A 21,506-nucleotide genomic window follows, 5' to 3' on the forward strand; every position below is an offset into this window, starting at 1 on the left:
AACAGGCCCAAAAGGGAGCAACAACATGATCAAACGCAATTTGCTGGTAATCGGCCTGGCGGTCATGCTCAGCGCCTGCGGTTTCCAGCTGCGCGGCACCGGCGCCACCGAGCTGAGCGTGAAGGAAATGGACGTCAGCGCGCGCAATGCCTATGGCCCGACCGTGGTCCAACTGCGTGAAGTGCTGGAACGTAGCGGCGTCAACGTGCACGCCGGCGCACCGTATCGCCTGGTGCTGACCAACGAGCAGGAGCGCGAGCGCTCGGCTACCTACAACAGTGGCAACCGTACCGCCGAGTACGAGCTGACCACCAAGCTGGACTACAGCATCCTGGGCCTGAACAACCTGGAGCTGATGAGCGACAAGCTGGAGGTGCGCAAGGTCTACGTGCGTGACGGCTCGAACATCACCGGCTCCGAGCAGGAAGCCAAACGCGCCCGCGAAGAAATGCGCCGCGACCTGGTCAACGCCATGATCGTACGTTTGCAAATGCTGTCCCCGTCCCAGCTGGATGAGCTGCAGCGTAAAGCCGACGAGCGCGCCAAAGCCGAAGCTGACGCGCTGGAGGCTGCCCGCCGCCAGCAAGCCGAGACGCCTCAGCAATCGCCACTGGAAGTACCGGGCAACTAAGCCCGCGAGGGGCGCCCTCGGGCGCCCCGCCTGTTCCCCATGAAACTCGCCCCCGCCCAACTCGGCAAGCACCTGCAAGGCGCCCTGGCACCGGTCTACGTGGTCAGCGGCGACGACCCGCTGCTGTGCCAGGAAGCCGCCGACGCCATCCGCAATGCCGCGCGTCAGCAAGGTTTCGATGAACGCCAGGTATTCAGTGCCGACGCCAACTTCGACTGGGGCACCCTGCTCCAGGCCGGTGCAAGCCTGTCGCTATTCGCCCAGCGCCGCCTGCTGGAACTGCGCCTGCCCTCGGGCAAGCCCGGTGACAAGGGTGCCGCCGCACTGATGGAGTACTGCGCCAACCCCGCCGAAGACACGCTGCTGCTGATCAGCCTGCCCAAGCTCGACAGCAGTGCGCAGAAGACCAAGTGGGGCAAGGCATTGATCGAAGGCGCCCATTGCCAGTTCATCCAGATCTGGCCGGTGGATGTGCAGCAGCTCCCACAGTGGATCAACCAGCGCCTGCAACAGGCCGGCCTGTCAGCCCAGCGTGATGCCGTCGACCTGATTGCCGCGCGCGTGGAAGGCAACCTGCTGGCAGCCGCCCAGGAAATCGAAAAGCTCAAGCTGCTGGCCGAAGGCAGCCAGATCACCGTGGAAACCGTGCAGGCTGCCGTCGCCGACAGCGCCCGCTTCGATGTCTTCGGCCTGGTCGATGCCATTCTCAACGGCGAGGCTGCGCATGCCCTGCGCATGCTCGAAGGCTTGCGCGGTGAAGGTGTGGAGCCGCCAGTCGTCCTCTGGGCCCTGGCCCGTGAGCTGCGCCAACTGGCGGGGCTAGCCCAGCAATTCAGCCAAGGCGTGCCATTGGACAAAGCGTTCAGCCAGGCCCGCCCGCCCATCTGGGACAAACGCCGACCGCTGGTCAGCAAGGCTCTGCAGCGCCTCTCGGCGCAGCGCTGGGCGCAGCTGCTGCAGGATGCCCAGCGTATCGATGCGCAGATCAAAGGGCAGGCTGAAGGTTCGCCCTGGATTGGCCTGGCGCGGCTGTCGCTGTTGATGGCTGGCCAGCGCCTGGCACTCCCTCCCGAATAACTGCGGCCACTGTGTGCGGGCGTGTCCGCGAAGGGGCCGGGCCTGCTGGCCAATCTACACCCGCAGCTCACCGTTGCCGCCGCTACCGTATTCGCGGGTAAACCCGCTCCTACACAGGCACCAGAGCCTCGACCATATACACAATCAATTGGCCCCCACCCCTCGGGGGGCCTACAGTGCGCGCGAAACCCACCCAACCCGGGAACCCCGCCATGAGCAAAAAGCCGAAAAAGCACGGCCCCAACAAGGCCAAGTCCATCGTTGCCCAGCCACTGTTCCGCTGCCGCCAGGAACAACCGAACAAGGGCAAGGGCAGCTACCGCCGCGAAGCCTTCCAATCGAGAGATTGGGAGGCTTCCTACTTTTTGGCTGCATGAAAGCATCGCAAGCGCAGGCATGGTATGGTCGTCACCTGACCTGCAACTCTGGATCTGTGCATGCTCTTCCGTCTTATCCCCCGCTGGGAAACCCGCCAGCTGATCGCGGCCTCCAGCTTCATCCTGCTCGTGGCCTGTGCGGAAAAGCCCACCGCCGCCGACGCGCTGCCGCTGGCCCCTGCCCAACCCAATCCCGTGGTGACCGTGCCCGGCGCAACACCCGACGTCAGCACTGACATCCAGCCCCTGCAAACCTTCGCTCAATGGCAAGCGGGCTTTCGCGAGCAGGCCCTGCAAGCCGGCATTTCGCCGAGCACCTTCGACCGCGCCTTCCTCGGTGTCACTCCCGACCTGGACGTGATCAAGGCAGACCGCAGCCAGCCGGAGTTCACCCGCCCGGTGTGGGAATACCTCGAAGGCGCCCTATCGCCCCTGCGTGTGCGCAACGGCAAGAAGCTGCTTGAGCAGAACGCCGAGCTGCTGACTCGCCTTGAGCAACGCTATGGCGTGGACCGCCAGGTACTGGTCGCAGTGTGGGGCATGGAAAGCAACTTCGGCCAGTTTCAGGGCAGCAAGTCGGTGATCCGCTCGCTGGCCACGTTGGCCTATGAGGGCCGCCGCCCACAGTTCGCCCAGGACCAGCTGATTGCCGCGCTGCAGATCATCCAGCACGGTGACATCCAGCCTGAAGCCATGCGTGGCTCGTGGGCCGGCGCCATGGGCCAGACCCAGTTCATCCCGACCACCTACAACACCCATGCCGTGGACTTCGACGGCGATGGCCGCCGCGATATCTGGAACAGCACACCGGATGCCCTGGCCTCGACGGCGCATTACCTGCAAAGCTCCGGCTGGAAGCGTGGTCAGCCATGGGGCTTCGAGGTACAAGTGCCGGCTGGCTTCGATTTCTGGCAAGCTGATGGCGCGCTGCGCAAACCGGTCAGCGAGTGGCTGGCGATGGGTGTGACACTGCCTGCAGGCACGCAGTTGCCGGCCAACAGCAACCAGTTGTCTGCTGCCCTGCTGCTGCCGGCCGGGGCACGCGGCCCGGCGTTCCTGGTGCTGGACAACTTCCGCGCCATCCTCAAGTACAACAACTCGTCGTCCTATGCCTTGGCGGTGAGCCTGCTGGGGGATCGCTTCAGTGGTTGGGGCTTCATTGCCGGCAGCTGGCCGAAAGAGGATCTGCCGCTCAGTCGCAGCGAGCGCATGGAGTTGCAGAACTTGCTGAACAGCCGCGGGCATGATGCGGGTAATGCCGATGGCATTATCGGGGCCAATACCCGCAAGGCGATCCGCAATGCCCAGCAAGGGTTGGGGTGGCCAGCCGATGGCTACCCGACCCACAAGCTGCTTGAGAGCCTGCGTCAGCCGTGAGATTGCTGGGGGCGCGTTGCGCCCCTTTTCTCAAGCCTTGAACAGATCCTGCTCCAGCACCAGTGTTTGCTGAACACTGTCCAGCCTCACCCGAGCCCCCAACGGCAAGCATACATTCGGGTCACAATGCCCGCTGCGCCAGCCCGCCAGCACCGGCACACCCAGCGGTGCAAACGTGTCCTCCAGCAACGGCGTCAGCGCCGCGGTGGTAATCCCGGCAAAGTCGCCCACCAGCACGCCTTTGATCCCCTCCAGTTTGCCTGCCAGGCGTAACTGGGTCAGCAGCCGATCCACCCTGTACAACGGCTCGTTGACGTCCTCGATAAACAGGATGCAGCCCTGGGTATCCAGCTCGGCAGGCGTCCCCATGGTCGCCCCCAGCATCGACAGGTTGCCCCCCAGCAGCGGCCCGCTGGCCACCCCCGGCAGCACGCAATCCAAAGCGAAGCCCGCCGGGTGCACGACCTGCTCGCCTGCCCTCACATGCCCACCCAGTTGCGCCAGCAACGACGACTCGGTCGGTGGCAACTTGGCCCCCAACAGGTCGGCATTGAGCATCCCCCCATGGAAGGTCAGCAGCCCGGCATGCCGGTAGATCGCCGTATGCAGCGCGGTGATGTCGCTGTAGCCGATCAGCGGCTTTGGGTTGTGCCTGATCAGTTCAAAGTCGAGCCGGTCAAGCAGGCGCATGCTGCCGTAACCCCCACGCATGCACAGGATGGCGTCGATGGCCGGATCGGCAAAAGCGCCATGCAAGTCCTGCAGGCGTTGCTGGTCCGACCCGGCCAGGTAACCCTGCGCCTGCAGGGCACCTGGGTAGATACGGCAACGGTAGCCGCGGTCATCGAACCACTGGCTAACCTTGTGCGCATCAAGCCGCGCCGCGCCCGCCGGGGCGACAATGGCAAAACAGGCGTTGGCCGGCAGCGCGGCTGGCAGGATGGGTTGGAAGGTTTTGGCGCAGTACATCGCGGCTCCTTGCAGCGCATGGGACACAAACAAAAATGCCGATGCCGCCCTTGGGCGCGCATCGGCATCTGTGGCTCTGCTCTAGGCTAAAGCATAGCTCAGAGCTTGATTTTGGCTTCGTGAGCCTGCTGGTCGGCGTGGTACGAAGAACGCACCAGCGGGCCAGAAGCAACGTTCTTGAAGCCCATCTTGTAACCTTCTTCGGCGAACCAGGCAAAGGTGTCCGGGTGAACGAAACGCTGCACCGGCAAGTGGCTACGCGACGGCTGCAGGTACTGGCCAAGGGTGAGCATGTCGATGTCATGCTCGCGCATGCGGTGCATCACTTCGATCACTTCCTCGTCGGTTTCGCCCAGGCCGAGCATCAGGCCCGACTTGGTCGGTACGTGCGGCACCAACTGCTTGAACTTCTGCAGCAAGTCCAGCGACCAGTCATAGTCCGAGCCCGGGCGCGCGGCCTTGTACAGGCGCGGTACGGTCTCGAGGTTGTGGTTGAACACATCCGGCGGCTCTTGCGCGGTGATTTCCAGGGCAACGTCCATACGGCCACGGTAGTCCGGCACCAAGGTCTCCAACTGCACGCCCGGCGACAGCGCGCGGATTTCCCGGATGCAGTCAGCAAAGTGCTGGGCACCGCCGTCACGCAGGTCGTCGCGGTCCACCGAGGTGATCACCACATACTTCAGGCGCAGGTCGGCAATGGCAACAGCCAGGTTTTTCGGCTCGTCCAGATCCAGCGGCTTCGGTCGGCCGTGGCCAACGTCGCAGAACGGGCAACGGCGGGTGCAGATGTCCCCCATGATCATGAAGGTGGCGGTTCCACCCGAGAAGCACTCGCCCAGGTTCGGGCAGGAGGCCTCTTCGCACACGCTGTGCAGTTTGTGCTTGCGCAGCAGTTGTTTGATGCGGTCTACCTCGGGCGACACCGGGATACGCACGCGAATCCAGTCGGGCTTCTTTGGCAGCTCATCGGTAGGGATGATCTTCACCGGGATGCGCGCGACCTTGTCGGCACCACGCAGCTTGACCCCAGCTTCCACCTTCTTCGGCGCTGGGCGCGGGGTGGCATCCTGGGTAGGTATCAGGTTCGGCACGGCTTCTTGCACAGTTGTCATATTCAGTCGATTCCGCCCGTGAGGGTCGTCTGCTCAGCGTAGTCGAGGTGCTTGACCAGCTGTCCGCGCAGCCTTGTCCTGACCTCGTCGAGTTCGATCGGACCTGCCAGATCGCGCAGCTGGGTCATCGCCAGCCCCGCATAGCCGCAGGGGTTGATTCGGCGGAATGGCGCAAGGTCCATGTCCACGTTCAGGGCAAGGCCGTGAAACGAACGGCCGTTGCGAATTCGCAGGCCGAGGGAGGCGATTTTCGCTCCGTCGACATAGACACCCGGGGCATCGGGCTTGGCAGACGCCTCAACAGCATAGCTGGCGAGCAGGTCGATGAGGGCCCGCTCGATACGGCTAACCAGCTCACGCACGCCAAAGCCCAGCCGGCGCACATCCAGCAGCAGGTAGGCCACCAGCTGCCCGGGGCCATGGTAGGTGACCTGGCCGCCGCGGTCGGTCTGCACCACCGGGATGTCGCCCGGTACCAGCAGGTGCTCGGCCTTGCCAGCCTGCCCCTGGGTGAAGACCGCAGGGTGCTCGACCAGCCAGATTTCATCCTGGCTGTCCGGGCTGCGCTGCTCGGTAAAACGACGCATGGCCTCCAGCACTGGTTCATAGGGCTGCAGGCCAAGCTCGCGAAAACCGAGGCAGGTGGACATCAAAGCACCATTTTCACGATGCCGGTAGCGCGCAGGGCGCTGTTGATATCGTGCAGTTGGTTCTCGCTTTCGGCAACGATGTGCAATTGCACGGTGGTGTACTTGCCTTCCTTGCTCTGGCGTTCGGCCAGGGTGGAAAGGTCGACTTTGGCGTGCTTGCTGAGAATCTCGATGACCGTGTCCCTGAAACCGACAACGGTGTCACCAATGACCTTGATCGGGTAATCGTCGCAAGGGAATTCGATCTTGTGCGACTTGACGTCTGCTTCGCTCATGGCGGAAACGGCCTCGTAAGCCGTGGCAACAACAACACCCCCGCGGTATGCGCGGGGGCATGCAGGTCACGTATCAGTTGAACAACCCGTAGAAGAATAGACGGATGCTATCCCACATACGGCGGAAGAAACCACCTTCCTCGACGCCATCAAGGGCAATCAGGTCGGCGCTGTGAACCACTTTCTCGTCCAGTTTGACTTCCACTTTGCCGATCACGTCACCTTTGGCGATCGGTGCAGTGAGCTGCGGGTTCATGGTCATCGAAGCCACCAGACGTTTAAGCTGGCCTTTAGGCATGGTCATGGTCAGGTCGTCAGCCAGGCCAGCCTTGATCTGGCTGGTTGCGCCCTTCCAGACCGGGGCCTGGGTCAGCTCGGTGCCCTTCTGGTAGAAGGTCTGGGTTTCGAAGAAGCGGAAACCGTAGGTCAGCAGCTTCTGGGTTTCGGCTGCACGCGATTGCTCGCTGTTGGTACCGAACACCACGGCGATCAGGCGCTGGCCGTCACGAACGGCCGAAGCCACCATGCAGTAGCCGGCTTCGTCGGTGTGACCGGTTTTCAGGCCATCGACGGTCTTGTCACGCCACAGCAGCAGGTTGCGGTTGGGCTGCTTGATGTTGTTCCAGAAAAACTCTTTCTGCGAGTAGATGGCGTAGTGGGCCGGGTCGACGTTGATGATCGCCCGGGCCAGGGTTGCCATGTCGTGCGCCGACGAGTAGTGCTCGGGGTGCGGCAGGCCAGTCGGGTTCATGAAGTGGCTGTTGGTCATGCCCAGGTCGGCAGCCGTCTTGTTCATCATGTCGGCAAAGGCGTCTTCGCTGCCGGCGATGTGCTCGGCCAAGGCGACCGAGGCGTCGTTACCGGACTGGATGATGATGCCGTGCAGCAGGTCGCTGACCGTTACCTGGCTGCCAACCTTGATGAACATGCGCGAACCGCCGGTACGCCATGCGTTTTCGCTGACGGTAACCGGGTCGCTTTCACCGATCTGACCGCGGCGGATGTCCAGGGTGGCGATGTAGGCGGTCATCAGCTTGGTCAGGCTGGCTGGCGGCAGGCGCTCGTCACCGTTGTTCTCGACCAGCACGTTGCCGCTGGACGCGTCCATGAGTACGTAGGACTTGGCTGCCAGTTGCGGTGGCGCAGGCGTCATCTGCTCCGCCGCGAAGGCGGCAGGCGTGATCAGCAGCAGTACAGGCAGGCAAAGTCGTTTGGCAAGGTTGGTGATGTTCATCCGTCTCTCGAAAATCGCTAATGGTCTGAGATGTTCCCTGGGCAAGATCGTGTGCCCAGCGCCAGTCAGTCTAGTTTTATGGCCTTAGGCCTGGCCCGCGAACGTGCGGCGTTATGTCGCTGCGGGCAAAAGCGGTCATTGTACATGGCCGCGACCGGCAATTCATGACAAAACCGACAGTTTGGTGTTGCCGTCCTTGCAGACGCGCCCGCTCCCACAGTCAGTCTGCTGTGACCAGCTTTGCCTGCCCCAAGTTCGCCAGGCGAATGCTGTCCTGTGCTTGCTGGATCTCGCCCTGGCTGCCGATCGGCCCCAGCCGCACGCGGTGCAGGGTCTGCTGGTTACGCACGATCGAGCTGATGAACACGGGGGCATTGACCATGGTGCTGAGCTTGGCGCGCAGCAACTCGGCAGCGTCCGGGTTGGCGAACGCGCCTACCTGCAAGAAACTGCCACCGTTACCGCTGGGCACGTTGTTGCCACCCAGCTGCACCGGTACCACGGGCGCGGCGTGCTGCTGTGGCGGCGGGGTCCATTGCTCTACACGCCCGGTACTGGCCGGTATCGCCTGGGTCTGCGCCACTTGCGGCTCTTTGAGCACCATAGGCGGGGTCTGGCCACGTTGGGCCCACCACTGCTGCGGGTCGATGCCCTCGACGCGCACGTGCGCGGTACCGATCTCGGCATAACCGAGCTTTTTTGCCGCGGCGTAGGACAAATCGATGATGCGGTCTGAATAGAACGGGCCACGGTCGTTGACCCGCAGGATCACGCTGCGGTTATTGGCGAGGTTGGTGACCTTGACGTAGGCCGGCAGAGGCAGGGTCTTGTGAGCCGCGCTCATGCCATACAGGTCGTACAGTTCGCCGTTGGCGGTGTTCTGCCCATGAAACTTAGTGCCGTACCACGACGCCGTGCCCTCGGCGCGGTAGTTGCGCGAGTCCTGCATCGGGTAGTAAGTCTTGCCAAGCACCGTGTACGGGTTGGCCTTGTAGTTGCCGGTGTGCACGGTCGGGGTGGCATCGGGGATCTTGTTGACATCCACGTCCCACCACGGTGCGCCGTCCTTGTGCGCCCGGTTGATGTCCAGGCCCGGCTGGCTGCGCACGACGTTACCACTGCTTTTCGGGGCCGGGCGGTTGGAAGAGCAGCTGGCCAGCGCCACACCGACGGCGAGGCAGGTGAGCAGCTTGAAAGCGTTGCCAGAGATGATTGCGCGCATTACTTGACGCCCCGTACTTGAACCAGCTGTTCCGCAAGCTGATGTACCGCCATGGCATACATCACGCTGCGGTTGTAGCGAGTGATCGCGTAGAAGTTCTTCAGGCCCATCCAGTACTCGGGGCCGCTCTCGCCCTCGAGACGGAAGGCGGTAACCGGCAGATCATCGCGCAGCGAATCATGAACCGACCAGCCAAGCGTACGCAACTCCCCAACCGTTTTCACCGGCTCGATGCCGGTGGTCAGGCCTTCGTCGGCGCGCTTGCCGTCCACCCAGGCGCGACTGACCACACCCTCACCAGCCACCCAGCCGTGGCGCTTGAAGTAGCTGGCCACGCTGCCGATGGCATCGTCAGGGTTGTTCCAGATATTGATATGGCCGTCCCCGTCGAAGTCAACCGCGTAGTTGCGGAAGCTGCTTGGCATGAACTGCGGCAGCCCCATGGCGCCGGCGTACGAACCCTTGAGCGTCAAGGGATCGAGCTGCTCGTCGCGGGCCAGCAGCAGGAACTCACGCAGCTCCTTGCGGAAGAACTCGGCCCTTGGCGGGTAGTCGAAGCCCAGCGTCGACAGGGCGTCGATCACCCGGTAGTTGCCGGTATTGCGGCCAAAGAAGGTTTCCACGCCGATGATCGCGACAATGTACTGCGCAGGTACGCCGTATTCCTGCTCGGCACGTGCCAGTACAGCCTCGTGCTGGCGCCAGAAATCCACACCCCGAGCGATACGCGCATCGGTGATGAACATCGGCCGGTAGTCCTTCCACGGTTTTACCCGCTCGGCCGGGCGCGATATGGCGTCGAGGATCGACTGCTTGCGCTGCACTTCACGAAACACACCCATCAGTTGCTCAGGCGCAAACCCATAGTCGCGACTCATTTCGCCAACGAACGCGGCGACCTGGGGCGAGCCTTCGTATTCGCCGGCATGGGCCAGCTGTACAGCGCCGAACAGGCCCACCGCGCCGATCCAAGGCGCACAACGGGCAGCCCAGTTACGCACTGCTTGCATGAAATTGTTCACCTTATTCAAACCTGCGCGATCCATTTGCGGTGCGTATGGATCGACATCAAAACGCCAAACGCTGAGAGCAGCGTCACCAACGATGTTCCGCCGTAGCTGATGAAGGGTAGCGGCACGCCCACCACGGGAAGAAGGCCGCTAACCATTCCGATATTGACGAACACGTATACAAAAAAAGTCATGGTCAGGCTGCCCGCAAGCAGCTTGCCGAACAGGGTCTGCGCCTGGGCGGTGATCACCAGGCCACGGCCGATCAGCAGCAGGTAGACAATCAGCAGCAGGCAGATGCCGACCAGGCCGAACTCCTCGCCGAGCACGGCGATTATGAAGTCGGTGTGGCTTTCTGGCAGAAAGTCCAGGTGCGACTGTGTGCCAAGCAGCCAGCCTTTGCCAAACACCCCGCCCGAGCCGATCGCCGCCTTGGACTGGATGATGTTCCAACCGGTACCCAACGGGTCGCTTTCAGGGTCGAGGAAGGTCAATACCCGCTGCTTCTGGTAGTCGTGCATGACGAAGAACCACATTGCCACCGCCACTGGCACTGCTGCCGCCAGCACGCTGACGATCCAGCGCCAGCGCAAGCCGCCCATGAACAGCACGAAGGCACCGGAGGCCAGGATCAGCAGCGCGGTCCCCAGGTCGGGCTGACGTACGATCAGCATGAACGGCACGCCGATCAGTACCAGGCTGATCGCCACATGCTTCAAATGGGGCGGCAAGGTGCGCTTGGAAAGGTACCAGGCGATGGTCGCCGGCATGATGATCTTCATGAATTCCGAGGGCTGGAAGCGGATCACCCCAGGAATGTTGATCCAGCGTGTGGCACCCATGGCGTTGTGACCCATCACGTCCACCACCACCAGCAGCAGCACCCCGACCAGGTAGGCCAGTGGCACCCAACGCGCCATGAAGCGCGGCTCCAGCTGGGCGATGACGAACATCGACACCAGACCGATGCCAAACGAGGTAGCTTGCTTGAGCAGCAGGTCCCAGTTCTTGCCACTGGCCGAATACAGTACGAACAGGCTGCCGGCTGCAAGGGTCAGCAGAATGATCAGCAAGGGGCCGTCGATATGGATGCGTTGCAGAAAGCTCGCACGCCGACGCATCACATCCTCGCTGGAGAGCATGCGATCGAAATTGTTCATCACAGGGCCGATTCCTGGGTAACGGTGGCGGGCGCGAACTCGGGTTTGAGTCGGCCATTTTCGTCGAGCAGCCAGGCGTCCATGATCTGGCGTACCACCGGAGCGGCGACACCCGAGCCGGACTCACCGTTCTCGACCATCACCGAAACCACGATTTTCGGGGCTTCGGCCGGTGCAAAAGCGACGAACAGGGCATGGTCGCGGTGGCGCTCCTGAAGTTTGTTGCGGTCATACTTCTCGCCCTGCTTGATCGCCACCACCTGGGCGGTACCGCTCTTGCCGGCAATGCGGTACTGGGCACCAGCAGCTGCCTTGCGCGCGGTACCGCGGGCGTTGTGCATCACCTGTTCCATGCCATGGGTGACCTTGGCCCAGTCGGACTTGTCACGCAACACGATGTCTTCCATCGGGTTGTCGTCCACCGGCGGCAGGCCTTCGATGGTCTTGGCCAGGTGTGGGCGGTTCCACACACCTTTGTTGGCGATCAGTGCAGTGGCCTGGGCCAGCTGCAGCGGTGTGGCCTGCATGTAACCCTGGCCGATGCCGAGAATCAGGGTTTCGCCGGGGAACCAGGCCTGGCGACGTGTGGCACGCTTCCATTCGCGCGACGGCATCAACCCGGCAGACTCCTCGAACATATCGAGGGATACCCGCTGGCCGATACCGAACTTGTTCATGTAGCTGGACAACCGATCGATGCCCATCTTGTGCGCAAGGTCATAGAAGTAGGTGTCGTTCGAGCGCATGATGGCGGTGTCCAGGTCGACCCAGCCATCACCGGAGCGGTTCCAGTTACGGTATTTATGGTCGTAGTTGGGCAGCTGGTAGTAGCCAGGGTCGAACACCCTGCTGCTGGCATTCACGACACCACTGTCCAGACCGGCAATAGCCACCGCCGGCTTGATGGTCGACCCCGGCGGGTACAAGCCGCGCAGCACGCGGTTGAATAGCGGCCGATCGATCGAATCACGCAATTCGGCATAGGCCTTGAAGCTGATGCCCGTGACGAACAGGTTGGGGTCGAAGCTAGGCTGGCTCACCATCGCCAGCACCTCGCCGGTTCGCGGGTCGAGCGCAACCACGGCACCACGTCGCCCTCCCAGGGCGGCTTCAGCGGCCTCCTGCAGCTTGATGTCCAGGCTCAGCACAATGTCCTTGCCCGGCTTCGGGTCGGTGCGCTTGAGCACCCGCAGTACTCGGCCACGGGCGTTGGTCTCGACTTCCTCGTAACCCACCTGACCGTGCAGGGCGTCCTCGTAGAAGCGCTCGATGCCGGTCTTGCCGATATGGTGGGTACCGCTGTAGTTCACCGGGTCGAGCGTTTTCAGCTCTTTCTCGTTGATTCGCCCTACATAACCCACCGAATGGGCAAAATGCGCACCCTGCGGGTAATGCCGCACCAGCTGGGCCACCACCTCGACACCCGGCAGGCGGAACTGGTTTACCGCCACGCGGGCGATCTGCTCTTCGTTGAGCTCGAACAGGATCGGCACCGGCTCGAATGGCCGGCGGCCTTGGCGCATGCGCTTTTCGAACAGGGCGCGATCGTCAGCGGTGAGGTCCAGCACTTCGACGATGGTATCCAGCACTTCCTGCCAGTTACCCGCACGTTCGCGGGTCATCGACAGGCTGAAGCTGGGCCGGTTGTCGGCAACGATCACCCCGTTGCGGTCGAAGATCAGCCCGCGGGTCGGCGGGATCGGCTGCACATGCACCCGGTTGTTCTCCGACAGCGTGGAGTGGTAGTCGTACTGGATGATCTGCAGGTAGTACAGCCGTGCGATCAACACGCACACAAGCAGCATGATCGCGACTGCGCCGACCACGACGCGGTTGCGCACCAGGCGGGCGTCTTTCTCGTGGTCCTTGAGACGGATCGGCTGCGACATCGGACTGCTTACAGGCTCATTTGTGGTAAGGGTGCCCGGACAACACGGTCCAGGCGCGGTAGATCTGCTCGCCGATGAGTATCCTTACCAACGGGTGCGGCAAAGTCAGCGGCGACAGCGACCAACGTTGCTCGGCGCGTGCGCAAACCTCAGGCGCCAGGCCCTCCGGGCCGCCCACCATCAAATTCACCGTGCGCGCATCCAGGCGCCAGCGGTCCAGCTCGGTGGCCAGCTGCTCGGTACTCCAGGGCTTGCCATGGACCTCGAGGGTGACAATGCGTTCCCCAGGCTGCACCTTGCTCAGCATGGCTTCGCCCTCCTGACGGATCAGGCGGGCGACGTCGGCATTCTTGCCACGGGTGTTCAGCGGGATTTCCACCAGCTCCAGCGACAGCTCGGCGGGCAGGCGCTTGGCATATTCATGCCAGCCTTCCTCGACCCACTTCGGCATGCGCGAGCCGACCGCAATCAGGCGCAGACGCACAGCGCTTTCCTTATTCGCGGTCTTTGAGCTTGTCGGAGTACTCGTGGACATGGTCCGGGCTGTGGTGCTTGCCATCGGCAGCACGGCTTTGCTCGGCACCCTGCCACAGGCGCTCAAGGTCGTAGAACTGGCGGGCAGCGGCGGTCATCATGTGCACGATGACGTCGTTCAGGTCCAGCAGCACCCAATCGCTGTCGCCCTTGCCTTCTTCACCCAGTGGCTGGGCGCCCTTGGCCTTGACGGCTTCGCGGACCTTTTCGGCCATCGCGTTGATCTGGCGGTTGGAGGTACCGGTGGCAATGATCATGTAGTCGGTCAGGCTGTGCTTATCGCGCACGTCGATGACCTGGATATCCTGGGCCTTGACGTCTTCCAGCGCGGCCTTGGTCACTGCGACCAGTTCTTCGCCGTAAATTTTCTGCTTGGTCATATAAAACTCGTTCAACTCGTTGGATGAGGCGCCAGAGGCACCGTCAGTTGGGCGCACGATACAGTTCGTGCGCCTCGATATAGGCCAGTACGGCGTCCGGCACCAGGAACCTCACCGATCTGCCGCTGGCCAGCAGCTGTCGGATCTGTGTAGCCGACACCGCAAGCGGCGTCTGCCAGACGAACGAAATATTTCCCGCCGGGCCGGACATGGCGGTGGGATCGCTCTCCGAGCGCGCAGCCAACAGGTTGCGCAACTCGTCAGGGGGTTCTACGTCGGCATCCGGACGTTGCAGTACCAGGATGTGACAGTGTTGCAGCAATTCTTCCCAGCGATGCCAGGCGGGTAGGCCACAGAAGGCATCCCAACCCAGCACCAGGAACAACTGGTCGTTGCAGGACAGTTCGGCGCGGATCGATTCCAGCGTATCGATGGTGTACGACGGCTTGTCACGTTCCAGCTCGCGGGCATCGACACTCAGGCAAGCGACGCCCTGCACCGCTTCACGGACCATGGCCAGGCGATCCTGCGCGGCCACCTGTGGCGTGTCGCGGTGCGGCGGCCGGGCATTGGGCAACAGGCGTAGCTCATCCAGCCCCATGAACTCGGCCACTTCAAGCGCGCTGCGCAAGTGGCCGATATGCACGGGGTCGAAGGTCCCCCCTAGAATGCCGATGCGCCGGACTGCCTGGGCCTTGCTCAACTCAGCAAGACCCCTGGCCGCGCAACTGGCCATCGCCGATCACCACATACTTCTCGCAGGTCAGGCCTTCCAGGCCGACTGGGCCGCGGGCATGCAGCTTGTCGGTGGATATACCGATTTCCGCACCCAGGCCGTACTCGAAGCCGTCGGCAAAGCAGGTCGGGGTGTTGAGCATGACCGACGCCGAATCCACCTCAGCGATGAACTGACGGGCTTCACCCTGGTGTTCGCTGATGATCGAGTCGGTGTGGTGCGAGCCATAGTGGTTGATATGCTCGATGGCCTGGTTCAGGCCGTCGACCACGCGAATCGACAGGATCGCATCGAGGTATTCCGTGTGCCAGTCGGTTTCGGTAGCCGGTTTGGCGCTGATGATCGCCTGGGTACGCTCGCAACCGCGCAGCTCCACGCCCTTCTCCACGAAGCGGCGGGCCATTTCTGGCAGGAAGCGCTCAGCCACGTGTTGGTCGACCAGCAGCGTTTCCATGGCACCGCAGATGCCGTAACGGTAGGTCTTGGCGTTGAAAGCCACATTCCAGGCCTTGTCCAGGTCGGCATGCTGGCTGACATAGATGTGGCAGATGCCGTCCAGGTGCTTGATCACCGGTACGCGCGCATCGCGGCTGATACGCTCGATCAGGCCACGGCCTCCGCGCGGCACGATCACATCGACGAATTCCGGCATGCTGATCAGCGCGCCCACGGCCTCGCGGTCGGTGGTTTCGACCACCTGCACCACCGCCGCCGGCAGGCCGGCTTCGGCCAGGCCACGCTGAATGCAGGTGGCAATCGCGCGGTTGGAGTGGATGGCTTCGGAGCCGCCACGCAGGATGGTTGCATTTCCCGACTTCAGGCACAGGCTGGCGGCATCAATGGTCACGTTTGGGCGCGATTCATAAATGATCCCGATCACCCCCAGCGGGGTACGCATCTTGCCTACCTGAATACCCGATGGGCGGTAGCTCATGTCGCGGATGGCACCGACCGGGTCTGGCAGGCTGGCCACCTGGCGCAAGCCGGTGATCATGCCGTCGATACGCGCCGGGGTCAGCGCCAGACGGTCGAGCAGTGCAGGCTCCAGGCCACTGGCGCGGCCGGCAGCCAGGTCCAGCTCGTTGGCAGCGGTGAGTTCGGCACGGGCAGCGTCCAGCGCATCGGCGGCGCCCTGCAGGGCGCGGTTCTTCTGCGCAGTGCTGGCACGGCCAATCACCCGGGAAGCCTCACGGGCAGCGCGACCCAAGCGGGTCATGTAGTCAAGAACGGACTCAGTCATGGGTTCGGTGTCTTGGCGAAGGGGAAATCGGCTGATTATAACTGCCGCGCAGGTGTACGCCCAGCGGCGGGTGGCGGATGGTAGAAAATGGTGGGCGAGATAAGCGACGAATTGTAACCGTACAGTGCCGACGATGCAGAGCATCCGCAGCGCCAGCTGACGATTGAGGGCAAACTTGCAACGGTTCGACGCAGTTCAGCGCTATTCGAGAATCTCCAGCGCTTTGTCAAGCGTGACCAGATTGCAGGGGATGGTGATAACGGCGAAGTACCAAAATCTTTCATCGGTAGTATCAATGGCCAGCACCGTGGTGAATGGGGCGCTATCGCCTGCTTTGAACACCCCGCTCACCATTGAACCGCTACCTTCAAGTATTACCCACTGGATGTGCTCAATACTCACCTCGACTTCACCCTCTCCCCAGGACTGATAGAACATCCTGAGTCTCAACCCGTCCTGCGCCTTCGACACCTTGAAGTAATAAGTCGGCTCTGTGTTGAATATCACGAATGCACAACGGGCGCGGGAGCCCAGGTCGACTACATCCAGCTGAACACCGGGCAACGCACTGGACCTGAGCAGTGCGCTGACTTGGGTCTTGCAGTTTTGCGCGTCGTACTCCAGGACGCTGTCAACGCGTGCAGGTGGCGTGTAGACCATCCCAGCCAGAGTCCCCGACTGATCCCCGCGAAGCGTTGTGGAAACGGTTTCAGTTGCCTTGATGGTAATGGGACTACCACCACGCGACAAATGCATCAGCAGAGGCGCTGCCTGGAGTTCTTCTACCGCATCCAGAGCTTCCCTCTCCTGGGGAAGGGAGCCCTTGGCGTTGCCTCGACGATGCATCCAGCTCCATTTTTCCCCTTCGCCAAAATCTGATGGATCATTGGTAACACCCAAAAGGAGTCTACCCAAATGTTCGGACCCTCTCAGGAGTAGGCTATGCTCCGAATGTTCTCCAAAAAGCTCATCTCTAGCCCAATTGATCTCCCACGGCCTGCCCGAGCTACCAACTCGCCCAATGTGGAGGGGCCCCTGGCTGGCCCCCCGCTTGCAAAATGCAAGCTGCACAAGCCCAGGATCCGTCTCCAGAAAATGCCCCTCGATCAATTTGGGAATCATTCTAGGAACCTCTGGCCAAAGCTTGAGCTTTCCGTCGCTAATGAACAATGACTCGAAGCGCCGCGCCCCGGACGCATCTTCTGTACCATCCTTATCACGTAGTACAGCTTCCATATTTGCAGACTGCATCCAAAGGATATTGGATTGCGCAGCTATGACTGTGCCTGCGTAAGGAACCTTGTGAACCAGTTCCCTACCTACAATTAGCGTCGCGCCAATTTCCTCCACCCTCCGTGCAGACGACCCAGGCGCTTGCCTGCACTTGATCTCCGAATAGTCGGTAAAACGCCTCACAACCCATAGCTGCGTAGGCATCGCCTTCAGAAAGGGGGGCCTCACCGAAATTGCCTCTACCCGGGTGTAGCCATTTTCAGTTGGAAGGTCTCGGTCATAGCGAACAACCGTTGTATCGAGCGGATGAATGTCCCCAGTCTGAAGCACGGAATGCTCCAAGGTTACACAGCCAGTCCAACCGCCTAGATCTTTCTCGATCTTCTTGAAGTCCGTCATCTTGATAAACTCGCCAGAGAATGCAGCGCCTATATTCGCCCCGCGCAGTGGCCGCGCCTACTGACAAAAATACCAGGCCTCCTGGTTTCAAATTCGGTAACAAATACCCGCATACGGGCAGGCTCGACGATTTTGATATGATGGGGACTTTTCACCCTGTGAGACCGGTATGGCGAGCACTGCTCATTCAACCTGCGCCCTGCCCGACGATTTCTTCAACCGTGATGCACAACTTCTGGCCAAGGCCCTACTGGGCAAGGTAATCCGCCACCGCCACGGCGACCTGTGGCTGGCCGCGCGCATCATCGAGACCGAGGCCTACTACCTTACCGACAAAGGCAGCCACGCCTCGCTCGGGTACACCGAAAAGCGCAAGGCCCTGTTTCTGGATGGCGGGCACATCTACATGTACTACGCCCGCGGCGGTGACTCGTTGAACTTCAGTGCCCATGGCCCTGGCAACGCGGTGCTGATCAAGTCCGCCTATCCTTGGCAGGACGCCCTGTCAGGGCCGAACAGCCATGCACAGATGCAACTGAACAACCCCGACGCCAGCGGCAACCTGCGCCCCGACGAACGCCTGTGCGCCGGACAAACTCTGCTGTGCCGGGCACTGGGCCTGAAAGTGCCGCACTGGGACGCACAACGCTTCGACCCCGAGCGCTTGTACGTGGAGGATTGCGGCCTTGCCGTGCCGCGGATTATCCAAACCGCACGACTGGGCATCCCCCATGGCCGCGACGAGCACCTGCCGTACCGTTTTGTCGATGCCGAGTACGCCCGTTTCTGCACACGGAACCCGTTACGTCGCGGCCAAGTCGAAGGCCGTGATTTCTTCATTCTCGAACAAGGAAGCTGAACATGGGCCAATGGCTCGACAGCCTGACTGGCTGGCTCAGTGCCAACCCGCAGTGGCTTGGCCTGGCGATTTTCCTGGTGGCCTGCATCGAGTGCCTGGCCATCGCCGGCATTATCGTGCCGGGCACCATACTGCTGTTCACCGTTGCGGTACTGGCAGGCAACGGTGCATTCAGCCTGGGCGAGACGCTGCTCCTCGGCTTTCTCGGCGGCCTGCTGGGCGACGCCCTGTCTTACGCAGTGGGCAAGTACTTCCACCAGAACATTCGCCGCCTGCCGCTGCTACGCCACCATCCGGAATGGATCGGCAGCGCCGAAAGCTACTTCCAGCGTTATGGCATCGCCAGCCTGCTGGTAGGCCGTTTCATCGGCCCGCTGCGGCCGATGCTGCCAATGGTCGCCGGCATGTTCGACATGCCCCTGCCGCGCTTCATTGCCGTCAGCCTGCTGGCGGGTGCCGGCTGGTCGGTAGCCTACCTGCTACCCGGCTGGGCCACCGGCGCCGCCATGCGCCTACCCTTGCCGGAAGGCTTCTGGCTGGACGCCGGGATCCTCGCCGGCGCCCTCGCGGTGCTGATCGGCCTGAGCCTGAATACCAGCCTGCGTGACCAGCGCCACGGCACCCGGCTGGTTGCCGCGCTCAGCTTCATCACCCTGGCCGGTGTATTCCTCGGCTGGCCCTACCTCCATGAGTTCGACCAAGGCGTGATGACACTGGTCCAGGAGCATCGCAGCCAGGCCATCGACAGCACCGTGGTGGTGGTGACACGGCTCGGCGATTTCCGCACCCAGTTGTTCCTCGGTGGCCTGCTGACCGGCCTGCTGCTGCTTGCCCGTCAGTGGCGACACGCGTTTTTCGCCGCTGGCGCGCTGATGGGCACAGCGATCGCCAACGGCACACTGAAATGGCTATTTGCCCGGGCCAGGCCGGAAGTACTGACCGACCCACTGACCAGCTACAGCATGCCCAGCGGGCACAGCTCGGCATCGTTCGCGTTCTTCCTGGTAATGGCCGTACTGGCGGGGCGTGGGCAGCCACCACGCATGCGCCTGACCTGGGTGATGCTGGGGTGTATTCCAGCGCTGGCGATTGCCCTGTCGCGGGTGTACCTGGGGGCGCACTGGCCAACCGATATCCTGGCCGGGGCCCTGCTGGCCTGTTGTGTGTGCGCGCTTAGCCTGACCCTGGTGCAACACCGACAGACACTGCCTGCATTACCGCAGCGCGTCTGGTGGCTGGTATTGCCGGCGTGCGTGGCGTTGCTGGCGTTCTTTGCCATGCATGCGTTGCCGCAGGCATTGGCCAGGTATCAATATTGATGTTGCCTGTGCCGGCCTGTTCGCGGGTAAACCCGCTCCTACACAGGGTATCGGGTAATTCACAGGGTACGCCGGCACAGGCAATACAGAACCATCAGGCAAACAACTCACCCTGAATCCGCTCCAGCAGTTTCTGAATCTCGCCTAGTCGCTGCTGCGGCGAATCGAGGGTCAGCAGGGCCACCTTGTCTTCTTCCATGAAAGGCAACAAGTACGCCAGCTGATTGGCCAGCGCCTGACGCCCGTCCACCGGGCGCGGCATGCCCAGCGCTTCGACCATGGGGTGCTCACCCAGGGCCACCAGCAGCGCCAGCAGGTCGTCATCGGCTTCCAGCAATGGGCTGTCTGCCTGCTCCGGCAGCCATTGCACCTGGCCCACCAGCAACTGGTCCTTCTGCACCTCGGAGCTTTCCAGTTTGAAGCGCCGCACGCCCTCGACGCGAATACCCAGCAAGCCATTATCCTGCTGCACGAAGTCGCGGATCACCGCTTCACAGCCGATCGAAGCGACCCCCGACGGCGCCTTGCCAACTTGTTCGCCCTCAACGATGCACACCACACCAAACCCTTCGCCCTGCTTCATGCAGCGCCCGATCATGTCCAGGTAGCGCGCCTCGAAAATCTGCAAATCGAGGAAGCAGCCAGGAAACAGCACGGTATTGAGCGGAAACAGCGGTAGCGTCATCACGATTCCTCAAGCCACCAGGCTGACCGCCAGCGGCAGGAACACCGCTGTAGCCACCCCCATCAGGCTCATCGCCAGCGCGGCAAAGGCGCCGCATTCGTCACTTTCCTGCAGGGCCACCGAAGTGCCTACTGCGTGTGCAGTCACGCCCAGCGACATGCCGCGCGCCTCAGGGCTGTGCACACCGAAGCGGCTCAGCAACGCCGGGCCGAAGATCGCCCCGATCACCCCGGTAATCAACACGAACACTGCGGCCAGGGCCGCCACGCCGCCAATCTGCTCAGCCACCAGCATGGCGATCGGCGAGGTGACGGACTTCGGCGCCATGGTCATCAGGATCATGTGCTCGGCACCGAACCACCAGCCCAGCACCAGGCAGCAGAACGTGGCGAACAGGCCTCCGATTACCAGCGTAGTAAATGTAGGCCAGAACAGTTGGCGGATACGCCGCAGGTTGAGATAGAGCGGCACAGCCAGGGCCACCGTAGCGGGCCCCAGCAAGATGTTCATGATTTCGGTGCTTTTGCGGTACTCGCTGTAATCGATGCCGCACAGCAGCAACACACCGATCACCAGCAGCATCGATACCAGTACAGGTTGCAGGAAGATCCAGCGGGTCTTCTCGTAGGCTGCCAGCACTACCTGATAGGCCCCCAGCGTGATGCCGATACCGAACAATGGGTGATGAATGACCGCATCGAGCGCGCCCTGCCAGTCGAGCATCATGGCTGCTCCTCACGCTTGCCCTGGCGCTGGATGAGCTTTTGCATCAGCACACCGACAAACACCAGGGTCACCAGACAGGAGATCAGCAAGGCCCCGACAATCGCCCAGAAGTCGGCAGCAATGTCCTTGGCATATACCATCACCCCGACTGCCGGCGGCACCAGCAGCAGCGGCAGATAGCGCAGCAAGCTGCTGGCGGCCTCGTTCAGCGGCTTGCCGACCTCACCGCGAGCCATGAGAAAGAGCAGCAGCAACAGCAGGCCGATGATCGGCCCGGGCAAAAACGGCACAAGCAGGTGATTGATCGCCGTCCCCAGCAGCTGGAACAGCACCAGCCAGGTCAAACCACGCAACAGCATAAGCATCTCCCTCGGGCATGGCGGCCATTATAAGCACGCTCAGGCAGAGA

Annotated in this window: 23 protein-coding genes; 6 read left to right on the plus strand and 17 right to left on the minus strand. The window is 62.2% G+C overall.

Annotated elements, in window-relative coordinates; translation table 11 throughout:
* Nucleotides 1-25: 25 nt before the first annotated feature.
* The 4 genes from LVS58_RS00275 to LVS58_RS00290 all read left to right on the plus strand — a co-directional run bounded on the left by LVS58_RS00275 (nucleotide 26) and on the right by LVS58_RS00290 (nucleotide 3,462).
* Nucleotides 26-631 (plus strand): LPS-assembly lipoprotein LptE, encoded by a 606-nt coding sequence (locus tag LVS58_RS00275; RefSeq protein ID WP_233689432.1) that lies wholly within the window; start codon nucleotides 26-28, stop codon nucleotides 629-631.
* A 39-nt stretch (nucleotides 632-670) separates the two neighbouring features.
* Nucleotides 671-1,708: a DNA polymerase III subunit delta gene (holA, locus tag LVS58_RS00280; protein ID WP_233689433.1), complete on the plus strand. Its 1,038-nt coding sequence runs from the start codon at nucleotides 671-673 to the stop codon at nucleotides 1,706-1,708.
* Nucleotides 1,709-1,920: 212 nt separating this feature from the next.
* The gene (gene arfA, locus LVS58_RS00285; protein WP_003249747.1) at nucleotides 1,921-2,085 is read left to right on the plus strand and encodes an alternative ribosome rescue factor ArfA; all 165 of its coding nucleotides are present in this window, start codon (nucleotides 1,921-1,923) and stop codon (nucleotides 2,083-2,085) included.
* Between the two features lie 60 nt (nucleotides 2,086-2,145).
* On the plus strand, nucleotides 2,146-3,462 hold the full coding sequence (locus LVS58_RS00290) for a lytic murein transglycosylase (RefSeq protein WP_233689434.1): 1,317 nt from the start codon (nucleotides 2,146-2,148) through the stop codon (nucleotides 3,460-3,462).
* A 30-nt stretch (nucleotides 3,463-3,492) separates the two neighbouring features.
* Here the strand turns inward: LVS58_RS00290 and LVS58_RS00295 are convergent, their stop codons facing one another.
* The 14 genes from LVS58_RS00295 to LVS58_RS00360 all read right to left on the minus strand — a co-directional run bounded on the left by LVS58_RS00295 (nucleotide 3,493) and on the right by LVS58_RS00360 (nucleotide 17,508).
* The gene (locus LVS58_RS00295) at nucleotides 3,493-4,431 is read right to left on the minus strand and encodes a S66 peptidase family protein (RefSeq protein WP_233689435.1); all 939 of its coding nucleotides are present in this window, start codon (nucleotides 4,429-4,431) and stop codon (nucleotides 3,493-3,495) included.
* Nucleotides 4,432-4,529: 98 nt separating this feature from the next.
* A complete protein-coding gene (gene lipA, locus LVS58_RS00300; RefSeq protein WP_003249742.1) occupies nucleotides 4,530-5,546 on the minus strand; it encodes a lipoyl synthase in 1,017 nt (338 codons plus the stop codon).
* Between the two features lie 2 nt (nucleotides 5,547-5,548).
* Nucleotides 5,549-6,196: a lipoyl(octanoyl) transferase LipB gene (lipB, locus tag LVS58_RS00305; RefSeq protein ID WP_233689436.1), complete on the minus strand. Its 648-nt coding sequence runs from the start codon at nucleotides 6,194-6,196 to the stop codon at nucleotides 5,549-5,551.
* Entirely contained in the window at nucleotides 6,196-6,471 is a 276-nt protein-coding gene (locus LVS58_RS00310; RefSeq protein WP_233689437.1) for a DUF493 domain-containing protein, read from the minus strand. Before LVS58_RS00310 ends, lipB begins: the two co-directional genes overlap by 1 nt.
* 73 nt (nucleotides 6,472-6,544) lie before the next feature.
* A complete protein-coding gene (locus LVS58_RS00315) occupies nucleotides 6,545-7,705 on the minus strand; it encodes a D-alanyl-D-alanine carboxypeptidase family protein (protein ID WP_233689438.1) in 1,161 nt (386 codons plus the stop codon).
* A 220-nt stretch (nucleotides 7,706-7,925) separates the two neighbouring features.
* Nucleotides 7,926-8,927: a septal ring lytic transglycosylase RlpA family protein gene (locus LVS58_RS00320; protein ID WP_233689439.1), complete on the minus strand. Its 1,002-nt coding sequence runs from the start codon at nucleotides 8,925-8,927 to the stop codon at nucleotides 7,926-7,928.
* Nucleotides 8,927-9,937 (minus strand): lytic murein transglycosylase B, encoded by a 1,011-nt coding sequence (mltB, locus tag LVS58_RS00325; protein WP_233689440.1) that lies wholly within the window; start codon nucleotides 9,935-9,937, stop codon nucleotides 8,927-8,929. Before mltB ends, LVS58_RS00320 begins: the two co-directional genes overlap by 1 nt.
* Nucleotides 9,938-9,954: 17 nt before the next feature.
* Nucleotides 9,955-11,058 carry a rod shape-determining protein RodA gene (gene rodA / locus LVS58_RS00330; RefSeq protein WP_233689854.1) on the minus strand — a complete coding sequence of 368 codons (1,104 nt, stop codon included), beginning with the start codon at nucleotides 11,056-11,058 and terminating at the stop codon, nucleotides 9,955-9,957.
* Between the two features lie 38 nt (nucleotides 11,059-11,096).
* The gene (mrdA, locus tag LVS58_RS00335; protein ID WP_233689441.1) at nucleotides 11,097-12,986 is read right to left on the minus strand and encodes a penicillin-binding protein 2; all 1,890 of its coding nucleotides are present in this window, start codon (nucleotides 12,984-12,986) and stop codon (nucleotides 11,097-11,099) included.
* Nucleotides 12,987-13,002: 16 nt separating this feature from the next.
* The gene (gene rlmH / locus LVS58_RS00340; RefSeq protein WP_003249722.1) at nucleotides 13,003-13,470 is read right to left on the minus strand and encodes a 23S rRNA (pseudouridine(1915)-N(3))-methyltransferase RlmH; all 468 of its coding nucleotides are present in this window, start codon (nucleotides 13,468-13,470) and stop codon (nucleotides 13,003-13,005) included.
* A gap of 10 nt (nucleotides 13,471-13,480) precedes the next feature.
* Nucleotides 13,481-13,900, minus strand: a complete 420-nt coding sequence (gene rsfS / locus LVS58_RS00345; RefSeq protein WP_233689442.1) for a ribosome silencing factor — start codon at nucleotides 13,898-13,900, stop codon at nucleotides 13,481-13,483.
* Between the two features lie 43 nt (nucleotides 13,901-13,943).
* On the minus strand, nucleotides 13,944-14,636 hold the full coding sequence (gene nadD / locus LVS58_RS00350) for a nicotinate-nucleotide adenylyltransferase (protein ID WP_233689443.1): 693 nt from the start codon (nucleotides 14,634-14,636) through the stop codon (nucleotides 13,944-13,946).
* Nucleotides 14,605-15,876 (minus strand): glutamate-5-semialdehyde dehydrogenase, encoded by a 1,272-nt coding sequence (locus LVS58_RS00355; RefSeq protein WP_233689444.1) that lies wholly within the window; start codon nucleotides 15,874-15,876, stop codon nucleotides 14,605-14,607. Before LVS58_RS00355 ends, nadD begins: the two co-directional genes overlap by 32 nt.
* Before the next feature lie 201 nt (nucleotides 15,877-16,077).
* Nucleotides 16,078-17,508, minus strand: coding sequence for a hypothetical protein (locus tag LVS58_RS00360; RefSeq protein WP_233689445.1), 1,431 nt, complete (start codon nucleotides 17,506-17,508; stop codon nucleotides 16,078-16,080).
* A gap of 169 nt (nucleotides 17,509-17,677) precedes the next feature.
* Here LVS58_RS00360 and LVS58_RS00365 point away from each other — a divergent pair, with 169 nt between their 5' ends.
* Both LVS58_RS00365 and LVS58_RS00370 read left to right on the plus strand, forming a co-directional pair.
* Nucleotides 17,678-18,367, plus strand: a complete 690-nt coding sequence (locus tag LVS58_RS00365; RefSeq protein WP_233689446.1) for a DNA-3-methyladenine glycosylase — start codon at nucleotides 17,678-17,680, stop codon at nucleotides 18,365-18,367.
* Between the two features lie 2 nt (nucleotides 18,368-18,369).
* Entirely contained in the window at nucleotides 18,370-19,686 is a 1,317-nt protein-coding gene (locus LVS58_RS00370) for a bifunctional DedA family/phosphatase PAP2 family protein (protein WP_233689447.1), read from the plus strand.
* A 94-nt stretch (nucleotides 19,687-19,780) separates the two neighbouring features.
* Here LVS58_RS00370 and LVS58_RS00375 read toward each other — a convergent pair whose 3' ends face one another.
* The 3 genes from LVS58_RS00375 to LVS58_RS00385 are packed head-to-tail and all read right to left on the minus strand — an operon-like array spanning nucleotide 19,781 to nucleotide 21,456.
* On the minus strand, nucleotides 19,781-20,371 hold the full coding sequence (locus LVS58_RS00375) for an LON peptidase substrate-binding domain-containing protein (RefSeq protein WP_233689448.1): 591 nt from the start codon (nucleotides 20,369-20,371) through the stop codon (nucleotides 19,781-19,783).
* A gap of 9 nt (nucleotides 20,372-20,380) precedes the next feature.
* Nucleotides 20,381-21,097, minus strand: coding sequence for an LrgB family protein (locus LVS58_RS00380; protein ID WP_233689449.1), 717 nt, complete (start codon nucleotides 21,095-21,097; stop codon nucleotides 20,381-20,383).
* On the minus strand, nucleotides 21,094-21,456 hold the full coding sequence (locus LVS58_RS00385) for a CidA/LrgA family protein (protein WP_233689450.1): 363 nt from the start codon (nucleotides 21,454-21,456) through the stop codon (nucleotides 21,094-21,096). Before LVS58_RS00385 ends, LVS58_RS00380 begins: the two co-directional genes overlap by 4 nt.
* Between the last annotated feature and the right edge of the window lie 50 nt (nucleotides 21,457-21,506).

The organism is Pseudomonas sp. JR33AA, assembly GCF_021378985.1.
In the GTDB taxonomy this organism is placed as follows: Bacteria; Pseudomonadota; Gammaproteobacteria; order Pseudomonadales; family Pseudomonadaceae; genus Aquipseudomonas; species Aquipseudomonas alloputida.